Here is a 17,377-nt window from a genome sequence, read left to right on the forward strand (position 1 = left end):
GTTACTCTCTGATCAGCTTTTTAATCGCAGCGGCGTATTTTTTCTCGTAACCGTCTTGATAACCTAAGAACACATATCGCACTTTGCCGTCGCGATCGACAATCACAGTCGTTGGCATGGCTTTTACATCGTAGGTCTGAGATAGGCTGTTTGTTTCGTCAAAAAAGATGTCAAAACTTAAATTAAGATCGGCTAGAAAGTCTTTACCTGCTTGGTTTTCTTGCTCAACATTGACGCCCCAAACGGCAACGCCTAAATCTCGATATTTGTCTTCAAGCTTTTGCAGTACTGGCATCTCTTTTCTACAAGGTCCACACCAAGATGCCCAGAAGTTAATCAGGATGATATTGCCGCGCTGCTCAGAGAGTTTAAGGTTCTCACCTTGCATGTTTTTTAAGGTGAAATCTGGTGCCATATCGCCTTCTGATAACGCATTGGCTTGAATCGATACACTTAAAGTAAATAGGGTAAACAGGGCAATGAACCCACGCTTAAATAACATCATTGATAATCCTTTTTTTCTTACTATTTAATTTTTGTTTAACTCTTTTTCGAGCTAGGTTGTGACCAACGGCTATAGATTAAAAATAAACAGCAATACCGGTAGAAAAGGTTAAATTGTGCGTCGTTTTTGATGAGCCTGTTATTTGAGTGTCAAAGATGTAGTCACTCATCGCCAGATCCCATGCAACCCAGTCATTGAGAAAAACACGGTAGTTAGCGGTTAAGTTCACCGTAAATTGTTCATCACCGGCAAACTCAGTGTTACCACCACCGACTTCAATGGAGAACACACTGTTAAAGACTAAATCTTCACTGAAAAATATTTCACCAGGCAGAAGGTTATAACCAATATTGAGGCCGTAGTAGGTCATTTCGCGCTCTTCATCTGTCAGTAAAGGCGCGGTATTAGCAAGCTTCTCAAAACTGGTATATCCGCCTTCAGCGACTGCATATCTGCCTTTGACATAAAAGTGTTCACTGATGTGATACCCCAGATGTGCACTAATCCAAGGGCTATTTTCAAAGTCCTCAATTGACATCAAGCCACCTTGAATACCGACCTCGAAATTTTCGGTATCCAATACATCATCGAGTACTTCGCGGCGCTCAACATCGGCTTTAACTCCGACGGTATTTGATTGGCTAGCTTCAGCTGAAAGTGCAATGGCGCTATAGCCCATGCCTAAAGTGACGATACTTAGGGTTAAACAAGATTTAATTGCGTTTTTTACCATGGTATTAATGCTTATTTTTGTTGTTATCGCTGTTTTCATCATTGCCTTCATTATTCCCATGCCCATTAGAAAAAGACGCTAAAGCCGACTTTCCAAGATTGAAGTTGTTCATTTTCATCTCTGTCGGTTAAGGCCAACGAGAGTTTATATTCGGCGCGTAAGATAAAGTTACGTGCGAGATGGTATTTAACCCCAGCCGCTGCACTCATTAAGGTGCTTTGACGTGATTCAGAATCCGCGATAACACTGTGAGGCTTAGTGTTGATAATGCCGCCACCTATGCCAATGTAAGGGACCAAGGTAAATTCAGGAAAAGGATGGCTGTAAAGCATGGCTTCAAATAAGTCACTATCAGAAATGCTACCTAAGGCTTTACCTGCAGATATTTCAGCACTAAAAACAGGGGTGAAAACATAGCCTAAGTGCACGTTATAAAAGTTAGCGCCTTCAAGGTCGCCATACATTACGCCCGATTCCCAGTCTCTTTGCATAAAGGCTTCAGTGCCAATGACATGCTGGTTAACCGCTTCACCATGTTGGCTGAGTCCGCGTAAGTCATCTTCATGAAACCAACCTTCAATGCCACGCTTATCACGGACTTTGAGCCAAGATGTTCGTTTGAGTAGTACACTGACCTGTTCATGTTGCTCAACAACATGTACGACGGGATAGCCTGCACTTGGGCCTGAATGAAGCTCAACAAAGGGAACATCAATGGTTAACTGCGCCGCCGAGGATTCAGCGTGAGCAAGGTTGGAGTTCAATAACGTTAAACAGAGTAATGTACCTGCCAACATGAATTTGAATGGGCAGGCGAAATTAAACATAGTTTCCTTTTTGTAACATCATCAGTCCTTGTTTATTGTTGTTTTTATTTGGCTTTTAACTTTGTTGTTATCAAGGTTTTTCTTATCAAGCAGTCTCTTACCAAGGTTGCTCTTATTATGGCGGCTGTTATCAAAAGCCTTTTCGACTAATCTTGAGCGTAAAAAGGGGTGTTGTAATACTGAGCCCCAATATCTATCCATTCGCTTAATAATTTAAGTTCGTCGGCTGTCAGCATATTTTGATGGGTTTCATCATTCATGGTATTAAAAAACCTGCTACTGGCTCTGGCACCATTAGTCGAGATAATTGCTGGTACATTCACTGTGGTTAATACAGGAATTGGATTACCTTCGGCATCGAGTATCAATTCACCATCGGCATCCAGTTGATAAACCACGTTACCATCGGCATCTAGCACTTCGACTAGTTTGTCGATAACGATCCCATCCACTTCTTCTTGTTCGACATCATTAAAAAATAACTCACGATAACTCGTTAGGTGAGCGATTTGATCTATTGATGGAGCTGCAATCAATTCAAGCTGACCAGCTGGCACCTGGGCAAGGTTATTATCATCGACATTGCTATGGCACACGGTGCAAGTGTTATCCGCAAGGACCTCTAAGGTGTCTTCGTCTATGGCTAAACGAGGTAAATCCCAAAGGGGCTGAATATGTTCTTCATAGTTGATTTGAATGCGGCAATATGGGGTCCAATTATTAAAACATTCACTGCCATTTGGTGCAGGGGTTGTTAAGTTTTCATAACTCAGATTCATACTCGGGTTTGGCGCTGAGATAGCTGGATTAGTCCAAATATCATCGTAACGTAGGCTCGCCGATAGCTCTGCAATGCCATTGACCATAGCATCGGCCTGCGCCATGGTTTGACCTTGTATTGGAATAATATTGCTGCTGGCATTAGGGTATGCAGAGCCACCAATCGCCCCTGTGTTAATGCTGTCTGCTTGGGCATCATAACGGCCATGAGGTAATTGGCTGTTAGCCGTGTGACAACCCATACATTGCAGGGTTTCACCGGCTTGTAAACTTATCCATTGGCTGTGGCGACCACCAATGCGTTGGCCGTTGCTATCTAAGACACTGATGGCCAATGGCACATTTGCAGGGACTTTAATTTTCACTGAGCCGTCTGGCTGAATTGGGGTGTAGCCAATAACTTCGCGCATTAATTGATTTCGGCTGCGGCCAAAATCGGTATTGGCAATATCTCGAACTTCATCAGGTGGCATAGGTACGCCGCGGACGACTTTTAAAAAGCGCGCTGGTAATTCACTGGCTGGGGTTAATGAAGGATCGCTTAATCGACTAATACCGCCTTGATTACTGCTGCTGTCTTGACCATCAAAATCATATACGCTGCGAATGTGAATTGCCGCAGCGAGTTCTTGGTGCAACTGTGGATCAAGTTCATTACCAACCACTTGATCGGCGATAAAGGCTTTAGGTTGCGATGAAGGCTGCATCACTAACGCTTCAGTAATCACTTTACCTTCTTCGCTATTGGCGACTAACTGCTGAGTACCGTCGGCATCGTTAAGTAGCCAAAGCTCATATAAGGGATCGGCAAGTGTTAAGGTTTGATCCAGTAACTGTTCATCAGTTAATTGACCACATGCACGGATTTGTTCTTCAACAACAACCCGACAAAGATCCCAACTCAATAAATAACGTTGGCTGTTATCAGGTAATGGATATAAATGAGTTAAGCGCCCAGAAGGAGATAGCGCGTCTGCGAAGTTAAATTTAAAATCAAAACTGAGCGGTAAATCGCTTATGGCATTGTTAGTTGTGTTGTCGGTTTCGCCCGATACCGCAGTGGCTTGCTGGTTATCAATATACTCATCGATATTGATTGTCACAGGCCTTTTTTGATAACTCATTTCATCCTGTGATGACAGCAGCATTAGTATATTGCCATTTGGTAATTGCTGCGGTTTAACAAACTCAATTTGTTCATCTTGCTCATCGAGAGTCATTTGATGAGAATGCCAGCCGAACATTAATTCATTCTCGGTGCCATCTGGATTCATTTTGTAGAGGTTAATACCATGGTCGCCACCCATGTCATCCCAACGGCTATAGAGGATTTGTCCATCTTGCAATACCAGTGGGTAGAAATCATGACTAAGATTGAAGGTCAGTTGCTCAATACCGCTACCATCATCGTTCATTAAATGGATGTTGAACGTTTCGTTATCGCGGCTTTCATCGAGAGCGGTGTATTGCGGTTTACCTTCATCGAGTAAAATGGCTCGTGATAAGCGCTGGCGGGTTGAGGCAAATATAATCCGTCCATCAGGGAGAAAGGATGCCATCAAGTCATCACCTTGTTCGGCGGTCGTATCACTGTCTATTAATCGGGTCAGTGATTGGTCAGATAATTGGTAACGCCATACATTCCAACTTGGTTGCTCGTCTTCGTCGGCATCAGCAATTTCTGGCGCGCGAATAGAGACTAAAAATTGTTGACCATCATCAGAGACTGATAAATCACGAATATCTATGCGTTGGATAGTGTCAGGATCTTCGGTGATTAAATCGGCAAAAAGTTCGGCGGTGATATTGGTAACGGGTGAGTCAGTAAACGCATTTCGTTTTACAAATAATTGTGCGCCAGGATTAAATTGGCTTGGGTTTCTACTTTGAAAACTAGCGGATTCTGGGTTGTCATCACTGGGCTGGGTAATGAGATCGCGCTGAATGTAAACCACAGGGTATTCAACTAAAACAGGATCAGGCTGTTCATCCTTAAGCGCGGTATCCGTGTTACAACCGCTAACAAGAAGAAACGCCATTAATGCTTGATAACTAAAAGCTTTATAGCCTAAAACTTTATTGTCAAAAGTTTTACGGCCTAATCCCTTTAAGCCGAATAATGGCTTCATTTATTACCCTTAATATATAATTGTTATTATTGTTATCGTTACATAGTTAAAACGTAATAACTCTTGACATTATTGCCGCCTAGTCTCAGTGTTTCAATACTTTTTAATAAAAATTATTTTGCCAAGTAAAAATAAAGTTAACAAAAATAAAAACAACAAGCTTTATGATTCCCGAAATACTTATCATTGTCTGCGTTTTTATAACTCTGCCGCTTAAGGCGTTTGTTGGCTGAAATAACGACAAGGAGACAGTATGAAGAGGCAACTTTGTACGGTGAAAAGTCAACGATTTTCAAATAAATTCAATGTGCTAAGAACGCAATTAAGACTGAATAAAACCCGAGCCTTTTTGCATAAATTAACACTAGGTTCAATAATTGTTTTTGCTCCTTTGTCTCATGCTGGGACGTTAGAGCAAGCAAAGCAATTACATGATCGTATCGCCGGTGTTCCCGCATCTGAACAAACCCTCAATGATATAGCGCAATTACTCGACGATAGTAAACCGATAGAAGCGGCTTATTTAGCAATGGAAACCCCAGCTTTTTATTCCACGACTTTAAAATTGTTCGCCACCCCCTGGACTAATATCGATCAAGACAGTTTTGCACCACTAAATGATTACAGTGCAACTGTAATTGGTGCGGTACGAGATGACGTTGATTTCAGGCAGGTACTGCAAGCCGATATGGTGTATGTGGGGAAGAACAGCCTTAATTTACCAGCCTATAGCACCAGTAATAACCAACATTACCAATCATTAGAAGATCAGTTTATTGATTTAAAAGATGGCTTGGAGCGAACCAGTCAGTCTAGCTTAAATGGTTTGCCAAGTGATGCTACAGCAGGCGTTCTAACCAGTAGAGCGGCTGCCAAAGCATTCTTTTATTTAGGTACAAACAGAGCCATGGTGCGTTTTACCTTAATGAATCATTTGTGCACTGATTTAGAGCCCCTAAAAGATAATACCCGTTCACCCGATAGAATCCGCCAAGATGTTAGCCGCAGCCCTGGTGGCGATAGTCGCTTATTTATCAATAACTGTTTAGGTTGCCACAGTGGCATGGATCCATTAGCTCAAGCGTTTGCATTTTATCAATATGATTTTAACCTTGAAGCCGATCCGGTTGGTGATAATGGGGCTATTGCTTACAACCAAAGTGGCCAAGTTGATCCCGATACAGGCACCAGGGTGCAAGGTAAATACCATATTAACTCGACCAGTTTCCCTTACGGTTATGTCACTGAAGATGATGAATGGCATAACTATTGGCGTGAGGGGGTTAACCAAAAGCTTGGCTGGGATGAAACCCTTGAAGGTAAAGGCTTTGGTGCTAAGTCATTAGGTGAGGAGTTTGCTAATAGCCAAGCTTTCGCTCAATGCCAAGTAAAGAAAGTATTTAAAACCGTGTGCTTACGAGATGCAGAGTCCAATGAGGATATTAACCAAATTGCGGCGACCACTGAGTCTTTTCAACAAAACTCATATCAACTTAAGCGTGTATTCGCTGAAGTTGGCAGCTACTGCATGGGAGAGTAACGGTGAAATTATCTCAAAAAACCTTATCTAGCCTCTCGGTGCTGAGTTTATGTTTAACCCTCACGGCATGTGGCGGCGGTGACGTAGAAAGTAATCCGCCTCAACAGCAAGAACCAGACTCTGGCGTGTATACCGGTCCTGCACCTGCCACTGAAGACATTCAAAAATATAAAGTCTCATTGTGGGATAATATCTCAACCCAAAATCGCTGTGGAGCCTGTCATACAGAAGGAAATCAAGCGCCATATTTTGCCAGTCGAGAAGACGTTAACGACGCGTATGCAGCGACTAATCCGCTGGTTGATTTAACTGCTCCTGCTTCATCTCGCTTAGTTGAAAAAGTGGCTGGTGGCCATAATTGTTGGCTAGACAGTGATAGTGCCTGTGGTGAAACCATGACTTCGTGGATCAAATTGTGGTCAGATGAACGGGTCAGTAGCGCCAATACAATTGAGTTAACTGCGCCAGTCATTCGAGAGCCAGGTTCAAGCAAAAGTTTCCCAGATGACAGTGCGCTATTTAGCCAACATGTTTACCCCATTGTTAGTCAGTACTGCGTTGATTGTCATAACGAAGGAGCGAGTTTTGCTCAGTCACCTTTCTTTGCAAGTAACGATATAACTCAAGCTTACGAGTCGGCTAAAAATGTCATCAACATCGATGAGCCATCTCAGTCTAGATTAGTGGTTCGTTTAGGCAGTGAGTTTCATAACTGTTGGACAAATTGCCAAGAAAATAGCAATGAAATGCTTGCTGCAGTGACAGCGATGAGTGATGCAATTGCTGTCGATGAAATTTCACCAGAAATGGTGGTGTCTAAATCACTACGGTTAACGGATGGTATTACCGCTTCAAGTGGTGGTCGATTTGAAACGGATGTCATTGCCTTATACGAGTTCAAAACTGGCGAGGGTTCTACTGCATACGATACCTCTGGTATCGCGCCAGAAGCGAATTTATCGCTGACGGGTGATGTTGAATGGCTCGGCAGTTGGGGCTTATCTTTTACTAATGGTAAAGCGCAGGCCAGTACCGCCAACAGTAAGAAACTCCATGATTTAATCACCTCTACTGGTGAGTTTTCAGTTGAAGCTTGGGTAACACCAAATAATGTCACCCAAGAAGGGCCTGCAAGAATCGTCACTTATTCAGCAGGTGATGATGCACGTAACTTCACATTAGGCCAGAGCCAATATAACTATGACTTTATGCTGCGCACTGAAGCTTCAAGCACCAATGGCGAACCAGCCTTAAGTACGCCAGATGCCGATGAAGTGTTGCAAGCGACACTGCAGCATGTGGTATTAACTTATAACGCTACAGAAGGGCGAAAAATTTACGTCAATGGTAACTTAATTGAAGTGGCTGATGAAGATATTGCGCCGTTGGCATCTTGGGATGACAGCTTTGCGTTGATTTTAGGACGAGAGGCTTCAAACCAACATGTCTGGCAGGGTGATATTCGTTTGTTGGCGATTTATAACCGCGTCCTAGAGCAAGAACAAATCAGCCAAAACTATGATGTCGGTGTAGGTGAGAAATTCTTCTTGCTGTTCTCGGTAAGTCATTTAATTGATTTGCCCAATACCTATGTGATGTTTGAAGTCAGCCAATTTGATAATTACAGCTATTTATTTACTGGCGCTTCATTGGTGAATATCGATGGGACGCCAGTGGCTGAAGCATTTGATATGCGTTCAGTTCGTATCGGGATTAATGGTAAAGAAAGTGCCCAAGGACAAGCTTATTCTAACGTCGATTTAGCCATTGAAAGCGGTCAGGCGTTAGCTGAACCTATGTCGCTGTCTGCATTAGGCACTATTATTGGTCTCGAAAAAGGTGCCAGTCAGGATGAGTTTTTCCTCACTTTTGAGCAAATCGGTGAACATGAAAATGTGGTTGTGCCTGGCGTGATAATCACACCTGATGAGTTACCCGCAAGTACTGAAACCGCGCAAATAGGCTTAAGAAACTTTGCTGAAATTAACCACTCAATGAGTGAGTTAACTGGTGTACCTCAGCAAACAACCAAAGTGTTTGATACCTATGCACTAGTAAAAAGCCAACTGCCGAGTGTCGAAAATATCGATACCTTTATTTCTGCACAGCAAATGGGGGTGACGCAACTGGCAATTGCCTATTGCGATGTCGCCATTGATGACGATAGCTTACGCAGCGCTTGGTTCCCTGATATTGACTTCACGCAAGAGCCAAACGTGGCATTAAGCAGCGCAGAAAGACCTAACTTGCTCAACCCGTTAATTGGTCAACTTATGCCGCTGAATTTATCGAGTCAGCCTGATGCTAACTTGGTTTATAACGAGCTGGATTCACTAGTCAGTAATTTGTCTGTGTGTGGCACAAACTGTAATGCAGAGCGAACCCAAACTATTGCTAAAGCCTCATGTGCAGCAGTGTTGGCAAGTGCTGTGATGTTGATTCAATAGGAGCGTAATGATGATAAAAATACCCACACAGATCACGACGTTTCCAATATTGAATATCGACAATCAAGCGGCGGCAAAAAAGAGTTTAAAAGGACTTCAACATGACTAAACGTACTCATCTTCACCCTGACAGTCCTTTATTGTTTTCCGATCATCGTAAACCCATGACTCGGCGTGAGTTTATCTCAACGGGCCTGGCAAAAGGTGGCCAAGCGGTCGCGGGTTTATCATTAATGAGCATGTTTGCTAACCCAAACCAAGCCAATGCTGCGTTGTCTTCTGACCTAGAAGCACTGCGAGACTCATGCGGTATTAGCGTACAAGGGGCGGGTAAAATTCCGTTTATTAGTTTCGATTTAGCGGGCGGCGCCAATATTGCTGGCTCAAATGTGCTGGTTGGTGGCGCAGGAGGTCAGCAAGATTTCTTATCGACAGCTGGCTATAACAAGCTGGGTTTACCTGGTGATATGGCACCATCGATTGCAAACCCTGATGTTGGTATGTCTGATTTTATTAACACTGATTTAGGGCTCGCGTTCCACTCTGATTCAGCGTTTTTACGTGGCATATTGGAAAAGGTTTCAGCCGATACCGCATCACGGATTAATGGTGCGGTGATCCCTTGTCGTTCTGATAACGATACAGGTAATAACCCACATAATCCTATGTATGCTATTGCGGCGGCTGGTGCTAACGGCTCGCTGATGCCACTCATTGGCTCGCGCAGCACTGACTCTGGTGGCAACTCAATGGCAGCGGCTAATTTTGTCGATTTGAGCATGCGACCAACTAAAATCGATCGACCGTCTGATGTGATTGGGCTTGTGGATGTGGGTGATTTGTTTAACTTGTTATCTCAGCGCGATGCCGTAACCGTAATGGAAAGCATCCAGCGCATTAGCGCCCAGAAAATGGCTTCGGTGAACACTCAAGTAACTCGTGATGATGTGATTAAAGACTTAGTCAATTGTGGCTATGTGAAAAGTGCTGATTTAGCCGATCGTTTTGGTGATCCTTCGACGCTTAACCCTGTGTTAGATCCTGACATTGTGGGCCCAAGCGGTATCTTTACCATTAATGAATTTGATTCAGAATCAGAGTTCCAAAAAACCGCTTCTATTATGAAACTGGTGGTTAATGGATTCTCTGGTGCTGGCACTGTCACTATGGGTGGTTTTGACTATCACACTGGTGAGCGTGGTACCGGTGAGTTACGAGATTTACGCGCAGGGCGTTGTATGGGCGCATGTTTGGAATATGCCGCTCGTCGCAATCAACCTTTGATGATGTATGTATTCAGTGATGGCTCGGTTGCCAGTAATGGCCGCATCGATGACTCAATGGAAGGACGAGGCAAGGGCGAATGGACGGGAGATAACTCATCTACAGGTGCATCTTTCTTCTTGGTGTATAACCCAGCGGGTAAGCCACAATTGATGGGCGCAAGTGCTGATCAAATGGCGCAAAACCAACAAATCGGCTTTATGCGCTCTGATGCCTCAGTGGATACCGCATCAGCCCCATCGGCAAATAACGTGAACTTGCTGGTGGATACGGTGTTGCTTAACTACATGGCACTGCATGGTGAACAAGGCCAGTTCAATATGGTGGCACCAAGACAAGGTTTGGGCAACAGTGCGATGTTAGATTCGCTAACAGCGTTTCAACCGATAGTTTGATTAAAATATCGGTTTATTTTGCTGGTTAAATTGAAAAGCTCAGAGGTATTCTCTGAGCTTTTTTGTTTTTTAATCATTGTGATGGTTGTTTAACTGCCAACTAATTCGGTATTTTCTAGGTTTAAAATCTTAATCCAAAAGAACTTTGTAGATGAAGCAATGATATAGACCTTCATCACAATTGATCAGTTCCAAATATAGATACTCGTTTATCCAACAGGACTCTGACAGAGTGCTTACTAATCAATAGCTTTGCTTTAGTAAAGTTTAAGTATTTGGTTTATTAAATGTGCATGCGCACAATACAAATATTAGGTTATTATGAATATTATTTATACGTTTATAAAAAGGTTTTTTGCCTTTATTTGTTTTCTTTGGATTTCTGGCTGTGCGACACATTATGAGCCTATTATTGTCCCTGAATATTCTGGCTCTGTAAAAATCCAATCTTCTTCGGCTACTATATCTACAACCACGGAAATACCCGCTGGTGATTATTTAGTAGCTGATAGCCAAGTATTTCTTTCTGGTAGAAGTAATTTATCAAACCATTTTGGTATATTGGGAATCTTAGTCGATCAATTAAGTAATTCAGTTTCATTTGACAATGAAAATGAAACATTGAGTGTAAAGTTTGATGAAGTATTAACAGATATTATCCAAAATCAGGTTTTTGATAGAGAACTTAAGATTGTAAATGATACAGAGTCACCAAATTTAATTCTGTTACCATCAGCTAAGCTTATCTTAGATTCTGATAATTTAGCTCAAATTGAATTTAGACTTACAGTTAGAATTATTGATCCAATATCGGATATTCAATCGACTAAAGATTATTATTTTTTTAATGGCAAATCACTCCCTATATCAGGTGAGAATAGCTGGTCATCGGATAATGCGTCCAATCTGATTAACTACTCCCAATTTGCTCTTGAAAAATTAATTAACTCAGCTTCTTTTGATTTGTTTGGTAATCATAAAGATTATTCTGATAAGAAATTACGTAAATATGTATATCTAAAATTCCCTTATTCTGAAAAACCTTTGAAAGTTGTTTTGCTAAATGAGCTTGATGATTATGTGGTTGTCTCTCATGAAAATAATGGTGTAATGGTGTAATGGTGTAATGGTGCAGTCGACGGTTCTCGTTGTAACAAAAGATCTATTAAGTCGCAAATAACCTGACTGATATTTTTTGAATAAGAAAATAAAATAAGTAGGTGCTGAAAATATGTTGGGTGAGAGAAAATAAGTGGATCCTTATAACGCTCCCCCAGCACCTACCATTAATCCATTACTTATCTAGTCCTGTTGCAGTCCCTCTGATACATGTAACGTCTGTTGATTATCAATAATAATCGCTTCATATTCTGGTAGTTGGTTAATTAGCGCCATGCCTTCTTGTAAGCCTTTTACAAATACGGCTGTTGATAGGGCATCAACGTAAGTTGAGTTTTTACCAATGATGGATACGCTGACCACTTTTCTGGCCGAGTCGCCGGTTTTAGGATTAATGATGTGGTGGTAGCGCACGCCATCTTCGATGAAGTAACGCTCGTAATCACCTGATGTTGAAATTGACTCGTTAACCAGTGGTAATTGCACCGCTGTTTTTTCAGCGGCTCTAGGGTGCTTAATACCGACAAACCATGGGCGGCCGCGTCTGTCACCGAGCAGTCCTGTATCACCACCTGCGCTGACTAAGGCGTGCTTAATACCTGCAGCTTGTAAAATGGCTAAGCATTGCTTAACGGCATGTCCTTTAGCTATTCCGCCTAAATCAATCCGTACATCTTGGTTTTTAAAACGAACACTAGATTGTGATTTGTCTAAGGTTACTGCGCGGTAATCTATAGCTTCGAGGGCTTGGTTTATCTCGGGTTTCGCTGGCTTTTGTCCTTGGCGGTAATCGTATTGATAACCAATTGAGGCGTAAGTGATATCAAATGTACCGTTTGTCAGCTCAGCAATCTTGTGTGAATCAAGCAGCAAATCAAACAGTTCTTGATTAATGACAACTGCCTCTTTCCCTGCCAGTTGGTTGATTTTGCTTAATTCGCTGTCTGCTTTATAAGGACTCATTAATCGGTCGATGCGATGCATTTCTTGTTCGACAGCGATGATGAGGTTATCTGCAGTTTGTTTTTCATTTGACTCTGTATTCTTCTCTGCTTCTGAAAGCCAAAATTCAACATGAGCTTGGGTCCCCATGACTTCAAAGCTCTTTTGATGCCACTGCGCAGTGACTTGAGTGGATAAGATTAGGCCAACAAAACACAGTGAGATTAATGAGAAAGGCTTAAACATGGGTAATGACTTATTGTTGAATTATTTTTATAGCCAATAGGGTACTGAGTTATGGGTTATTAATCTAGATTGATTTATGCCAAATAACAGCCAATAAAAAACGCACTCGATTGAGTGCGCTTTTTCGATGTCGGTGCTAAGTCGAAGACCTAACTCAAAGACCTAAGCCAGATACCTTAAGTCAGCGACTAATTCAAATAATTGATTAGTGACGGAACATCGCAGAAATAGACTCTTCATTGCTAACACGACGGATCGCTTCAGCAAGTACTGCTGACATTGTTAGCTGAGTTACCTTTTCAAGTTTAGCGATCTCAGGGCTTAATGGCACAGTATCGGTAACGATAACTTCATCGATAACTGATTCAGCGATATTTTTCGCAGCATTGCCAGAAAATACCGGGTGAGTTGCATAAGCGAATACACGGTTAGCACCATGTTCTTTTAACGCTTCTGCCGCTTTACATAAAGTACCACCAGTATCGATCATGTCATCAACAATAATACAGTCACGGCCTTGAACATCACCAATGATATGCATTACTTGAGCTACGTTCGCTTGTGGGCGACGCTTATCGATAATTGCTAAGTCAGAATCATCAAGTAGTTTAGCTACAGCGCGAGCACGTACTACACCACCAATGTCTGGAGAAACAACAACTGGGTTATCAAGTTGCTTGCCTAACATATCTTCTAGCAGTACTGGGCTACCGAAAACGTTATCAACAGGCACATCAAAGAAACCTTGAATTTGCTCAGCGTGAAGATCGCAAGTTAATACGCGGTCAACCCCAACACTTGATAAGAAGTCTGCAACAACTTTAGCAGTAATAGGTACACGAGCACTACGAACACGACGATCTTGACGAGCGTAACCGAAGTATGGAATTACTGCGGTAATACGACCAGCAGATGCACGGCGAAGCGCATCAACCATAACGATAAGTTCCATCAGGTTGTCGTTGGTCGGTGCACAAGTCGATTGGATGATGAATACATCAGCACCACGTACGTTCTCATTGATTTGAACACTGATTTCACCGTCGCTGAAACGGCCTACTACTGCATCGCCAAGTTTGCAAAATAAACGGTCGGCTATTTTTTTGGCTAGTTTAGGGGTAGCGTTACCAGCAAAGAGCTTGATATCGGGCACTTTATGAACCTCAGGTGTTGGCTTTAAGTTAGTGGCTAAAAATGTGACTTAAGGATGTTGTCATCAATAAGCAAAAAACATTTCTAGAAGGTATTTGTTAATCTTGGTTTAAGCGTGTCATCAAAGGTGACAGGTTTAAGCCTTTAGCAACAAAGCCGCTCATGGTCGTTGGCAGGTGTGCCAACGCGTCTAGCGCCGATTGTTGCTGTTCGAATTCACCGAAGACGCATGCGCCAGTTCCGGTCATTCTTGACGGCGCATATTCTACCAGCCAGCTTAAGGCATTGGCAACTTGGGGGTGCTTTTCTGTGACAAGTTTTTGGCAATCATTTGACCAATTTTGCTGCATTAAAGTATCGATTGCTAATTTAGGTGTATCGCGAGTTAAGTCTGGCGCTTGGAAAATTGCTTGGGTTGACACATGGACTTCAGGCACTATGACTAGGTAGTACAACTCTGCTGGTTGCACTGCAATAAGCTGTTCACCAACACCTTCAGCGAAAGCAGCAAAACCATTAATAAAAACAGGGACATCCGCGCCAAGTTCTAGGCCGATTTTTGCTAGGGTTGCATGGGGTAAATCAAGCCCCCACAACTTATTTAATGCCACTAATGTGGTGGCCGCATCAGATGAACCACCACCTAAACCGCCACCCATAGGCAAGTTTTTACGTAACCAAATTTGTGCGCCGCCCTGATAATTGCAATATTCTTGTAAAGATTTTGCGGCCTTTAGAATTAAGTTATCTTTTTCTGCGACAACTTTTGATAATTCTGAATGCAAGCTTATTTGTTTCGACTCAGTCGTCTGAAAATCTAAATAGTCACATTGGTCAATAAACTGAAACAGGGTTTGAAGCTCGTGGTAACCATCGGCTCGTTGGCCGGTAATATGCAAAAATAAATTGAGCTTTGCAGGAGCTGGCCATTCAGTGGAGATTGCCAAATTGTCTTTATTTGTTGTCATGTAAAAGCCATTCAAGTGGTTTTGTCATTTTGAGTCGAAGTGCCTATATAAGTACTTATATAACAGCGCATCATCAATAGCCGATAAACCAATATCGATTAGTTATTGGTTTGTGCTAGATTGGTTGTTAGAGCTTGCCATTGATTTATCTGTATTTTTATTTGTACATCAGCGCGATTGATTTGCAGTAATCTGGGCAGCTTAGCACCGCTTTGTTGCTGATAACTCATAAAGCTTACCAGCCAATCCCCGCCATTATCAGCACTGCTAAAACGTTTGATGCTGCCATCTGGATTATATTCTAGCACTTCATCATCAGGGGCGACTTGACCTGTGATCCAAAGCGGTAATTTATTAATGGGAATGGTCATGCCGCTGACGCGGTAGATTAGCCGCTCAGGGTTGTTGTCTGTGTAAGTTTTATCTTGAATGTCTAAACTGGCTAGGCCATTTTCAGACTTAAGTGACAATACAGTTGTGCCAATCATGGTGGTAAGGGTCAATTCATCGCGATCATATTGGCTGCTTTGATCGTGCAACCAAAATAAGTTGGTGCTAAATTTATCGCTGCTAGAACGAAAAGCCAGTTTACCTTGTAATTCCCATGCTTGGGCGTCACTGGGGTGCTTTACCTGTGTTTCTGAAAGCGTGTGCGGCGGACGAATAGAACAAGCCGTTAACAATAAACAGCTCATTAACAGTAAGTGTTTTAGGTAAGTTGTTAAAATTCGCAAAGGGACTCACTGGGATAAAAAAGCGATAAGGCATGATACTGGGCAATAAGCTGATTGTAAAAATGCTTTTATAAATAAAACTGATTTGATTAATTATTACTCCTATACTAGACAATATTAGCTAATGTAGATATACATAGCCCTGTTTTTCTTGGTGTATTTTGTCAAATGATGGATGATTTTGTTAACAAGATAGAATTATTAGAAAAAAAATAGATAATTATTCCGTTTTGTTAAGCCAATTGTGTTTTTAGTTTTACCAATTAAGTAGAATGACCTAATTAATGATCCTGCGAAGAACTTAAAACGAGTCACATGAGCCTAGTAGCAATCGGAATAAATCATAAAACCGCCACGGTCGATCTTCGAGAGAAAGTCGCCTTTTCACCGGATAAGATTCACGATGCGATGAAGAGTCTAGCTAGTCGAACTAGCTCGGGTGAATCCGTGATCGTGTCAACCTGTAACCGTACAGAACTTTATTGCAACAACGGCACTAAAGAAGACATAATCGAATGGCTAGAGGATTATCACAATCTTAGTCATGATGATCTCATGCCTTGTATTTATAGCTATGAGGATCAGGAATGCGTTAAACACTTAATGCGCGTGTCTTCAGGTCTAGATTCTCTAGTATTAGGTGAGCCACAAATTCTTGGGCAAGTTAAACAAGCCTTTGCGAAAGCTAAAGAGGCAGGCACAACGGCAGTTACTATTGACCGTTTGTTTCAAAACACCTTTTCAGTGGCTAAAAAAGTGCGTACTGAAACCGAAATTGGCGCCGCCGCGGTGTCAGTGGCGTTTGCCGCTGTCAGCATGGCCAAACATATTTTCTCATCACTAAGTACCACCAATGTATTATTGATTGGCGCTGGAGAAACCATTGAATTAGTTGCCAAGCATTTAAAAGACAATGAGGTTGCCGGTATTGTGGTGGCTAACCGAACGGTTGAGCGTGCACAGGCGATGTGTGAAGAGTTTGATGCAACGGCAATTACGCTGCAACAAATACCAGACTATCTACCTAAAGCCGATATCGTGATATCCTCTACCGCCAGTCCATTGCCTATATTAGGTAAGGGCATGGTCGAAAAGGCACTGAAACAACGTCGTCATCAACCCATGCTATTGGTTGATATTGCAGTTCCTCGTGATATAGAAGCAGAAGTTGGCGAATTAGACGATGCTTTCCTTTATACTGTGGACGATTTACACAGCATCATTGAACAGAACATGGCTTCACGTAAAGAAGCCGCCGAGCAGGCAGAAGTAATTGCCGATGAACAATCTCATATCTTTATGGAATGGGTGCGTTCGTTAGAGTCTGTAGACAGTATTCGAGAATACCGAAGCCAAAGTTTGGCAATTAAAGATGAATTAGTAGAGCGCGCCTTGAACAAATTAACTCAAGGTGGTGACAATGAACAAGTGATTTTAGAGCTAGCCAATAGGCTAACCAATCGCTTAATCCATGCACCGACACAAGCGTTAACTTCTGCTAGTCGTCAAGGGGACTTGAATACCTTAGGCCAATTACGTGTCACGCTTGGTTTGGATAAAAATTAAGGTAATAAAG

The 17,377-nt window shown here is 42.3% G+C and carries 13 protein-coding genes; 5 read left to right on the forward strand and 8 right to left on the reverse strand.

Annotated features, from left to right (window positions below; all coding sequences use genetic code 11):
• Nucleotide 1 precedes the first annotated feature (1 nt).
• From AB4160_RS15405 to AB4160_RS15420, 4 genes are all read right to left on the reverse strand, one after another.
• Nucleotides 2-505, reverse strand: coding sequence for a TlpA disulfide reductase family protein (locus AB4160_RS15405; RefSeq protein ID WP_102438952.1), 504 nt, complete (start codon nt 503-505; stop codon nt 2-4).
• 76 nt (nt 506-581) lie between these two features.
• On the reverse strand, nt 582-1,238 hold the full coding sequence (locus tag AB4160_RS15410) for an outer membrane beta-barrel domain-containing protein (protein ID WP_241901126.1): 657 nt from the start codon (nt 1,236-1,238) through the stop codon (nt 582-584).
• 65 nt (nt 1,239-1,303) lie between these two features.
• On the reverse strand, nt 1,304-2,065 hold the full coding sequence (locus AB4160_RS15415) for an SH3 domain-containing protein (RefSeq protein ID WP_102477101.1): 762 nt from the start codon (nt 2,063-2,065) through the stop codon (nt 1,304-1,306).
• 146 nt (nt 2,066-2,211) lie between these two features.
• Entirely contained in the window at nt 2,212-4,974 is a 2,763-nt protein-coding gene (locus AB4160_RS15420; protein WP_372005421.1) for a hypothetical protein, read from the reverse strand.
• Between the two features lie 253 nt (nt 4,975-5,227).
• Between AB4160_RS15420 and AB4160_RS15425 the strand changes: the two genes are divergently transcribed.
• The 4 genes from AB4160_RS15425 to AB4160_RS15440 all read left to right on the forward strand — a co-directional run bounded on the left by AB4160_RS15425 (nt 5,228) and on the right by AB4160_RS15440 (nt 11,759).
• On the forward strand, nt 5,228-6,514 hold the full coding sequence (locus tag AB4160_RS15425; protein WP_303445576.1) for a hypothetical protein: 1,287 nt from the start codon (nt 5,228-5,230) through the stop codon (nt 6,512-6,514).
• 2 nt (nt 6,515-6,516) lie between these two features.
• Nucleotides 6,517-8,961: a LamG domain-containing protein gene (locus AB4160_RS15430; RefSeq protein ID WP_372005424.1), complete on the forward strand. Its 2,445-nt coding sequence runs from the start codon at nt 6,517-6,519 to the stop codon at nt 8,959-8,961.
• 101 nt (nt 8,962-9,062) lie between these two features.
• The gene (locus AB4160_RS15435; protein ID WP_372005427.1) at nt 9,063-10,640 is read left to right on the forward strand and encodes a hypothetical protein; all 1,578 of its coding nucleotides are present in this window, start codon (nt 9,063-9,065) and stop codon (nt 10,638-10,640) included.
• A gap of 321 nt (nt 10,641-10,961) precedes the next feature.
• Nucleotides 10,962-11,759, forward strand: coding sequence for a hypothetical protein (locus AB4160_RS15440; RefSeq protein ID WP_372005430.1), 798 nt, complete (start codon nt 10,962-10,964; stop codon nt 11,757-11,759).
• A 183-nt stretch (nt 11,760-11,942) separates the two neighbouring features.
• Here AB4160_RS15440 and AB4160_RS15445 read toward each other — a convergent pair whose 3' ends face one another.
• From AB4160_RS15445 to lolB, 4 genes are all read right to left on the reverse strand, one after another.
• Nucleotides 11,943-12,947: an FAD:protein FMN transferase gene (locus tag AB4160_RS15445; protein WP_303458922.1), complete on the reverse strand. Its 1,005-nt coding sequence runs from the start codon at nt 12,945-12,947 to the stop codon at nt 11,943-11,945.
• A gap of 205 nt (nt 12,948-13,152) precedes the next feature.
• Complete coding sequence (locus AB4160_RS15450) at nt 13,153-14,100, reverse strand: ribose-phosphate pyrophosphokinase (protein ID WP_076543115.1); 948 nt, start codon at nt 14,098-14,100, stop codon at nt 13,153-13,155.
• A 97-nt stretch (nt 14,101-14,197) separates the two neighbouring features.
• On the reverse strand, nt 14,198-15,067 hold the full coding sequence (gene ispE, locus AB4160_RS15455) for a 4-(cytidine 5'-diphospho)-2-C-methyl-D-erythritol kinase (protein ID WP_303413793.1): 870 nt from the start codon (nt 15,065-15,067) through the stop codon (nt 14,198-14,200).
• Nucleotides 15,068-15,165: 98 nt separating this feature from the next.
• Entirely contained in the window at nt 15,166-15,801 is a 636-nt protein-coding gene (lolB, locus tag AB4160_RS15460; protein WP_241900962.1) for a lipoprotein insertase outer membrane protein LolB, read from the reverse strand.
• Between the two features lie 315 nt (nt 15,802-16,116).
• Here lolB and hemA point away from each other — a divergent pair, with 315 nt between their 5' ends.
• The gene (hemA, locus tag AB4160_RS15465) at nt 16,117-17,367 is read left to right on the forward strand and encodes a glutamyl-tRNA reductase (RefSeq protein WP_102438932.1); all 1,251 of its coding nucleotides are present in this window, start codon (nt 16,117-16,119) and stop codon (nt 17,365-17,367) included.
• The last annotated feature ends 10 nt before the right edge of the window (nt 17,368-17,377 follow it).

Origin of the sequence: Shewanella sp. 10N.286.51.B8 (assembly GCF_041469325.1) — a bacterium.
Taxonomy (GTDB): domain Bacteria; phylum Pseudomonadota; class Gammaproteobacteria; order Enterobacterales; family Shewanellaceae; genus Shewanella.

Excerpts from the sequence above, each read along its gene's own strand:
- AB4160_RS15405 (WP_102438952.1), bottom strand. The coding sequence starts at position 505 with ATGATGTTATTTAAGCGTGGGTTCATTGCCCTGTTTACCCTATTTACT.
- AB4160_RS15410 (WP_241901126.1), bottom strand. The coding sequence starts at position 1,238 with ATGGTAAAAAACGCAATTAAATCTTGTTTAACCCTAAGTATCGTCACT.
- AB4160_RS15415 (WP_102477101.1), bottom strand. The coding sequence starts at position 2,065 with ATGTTTAATTTCGCCTGCCCATTCAAATTCATGTTGGCAGGTACATTA.
- AB4160_RS15420 (WP_372005421.1), bottom strand. The coding sequence starts at position 4,974 with ATGAAGCCATTATTCGGCTTAAAGGGATTAGGCCGTAAAACTTTTGAC.
- AB4160_RS15425 (WP_303445576.1), top strand. The coding sequence starts at position 5,228 with ATGAAGAGGCAACTTTGTACGGTGAAAAGTCAACGATTTTCAAATAAA.
- AB4160_RS15435 (WP_372005427.1), top strand. The coding sequence starts at position 9,063 with ATGACTAAACGTACTCATCTTCACCCTGACAGTCCTTTATTGTTTTCC.
- AB4160_RS15440 (WP_372005430.1), top strand. The coding sequence starts at position 10,962 with ATGAATATTATTTATACGTTTATAAAAAGGTTTTTTGCCTTTATTTGT.
- AB4160_RS15445 (WP_303458922.1), bottom strand. The coding sequence starts at position 12,947 with ATGTTTAAGCCTTTCTCATTAATCTCACTGTGTTTTGTTGGCCTAATC.
- ispE (WP_303413793.1), bottom strand. The coding sequence starts at position 15,067 with ATGACAACAAATAAAGACAATTTGGCAATCTCCACTGAATGGCCAGCT.
- hemA (WP_102438932.1), top strand. The coding sequence starts at position 16,117 with ATGAGCCTAGTAGCAATCGGAATAAATCATAAAACCGCCACGGTCGAT.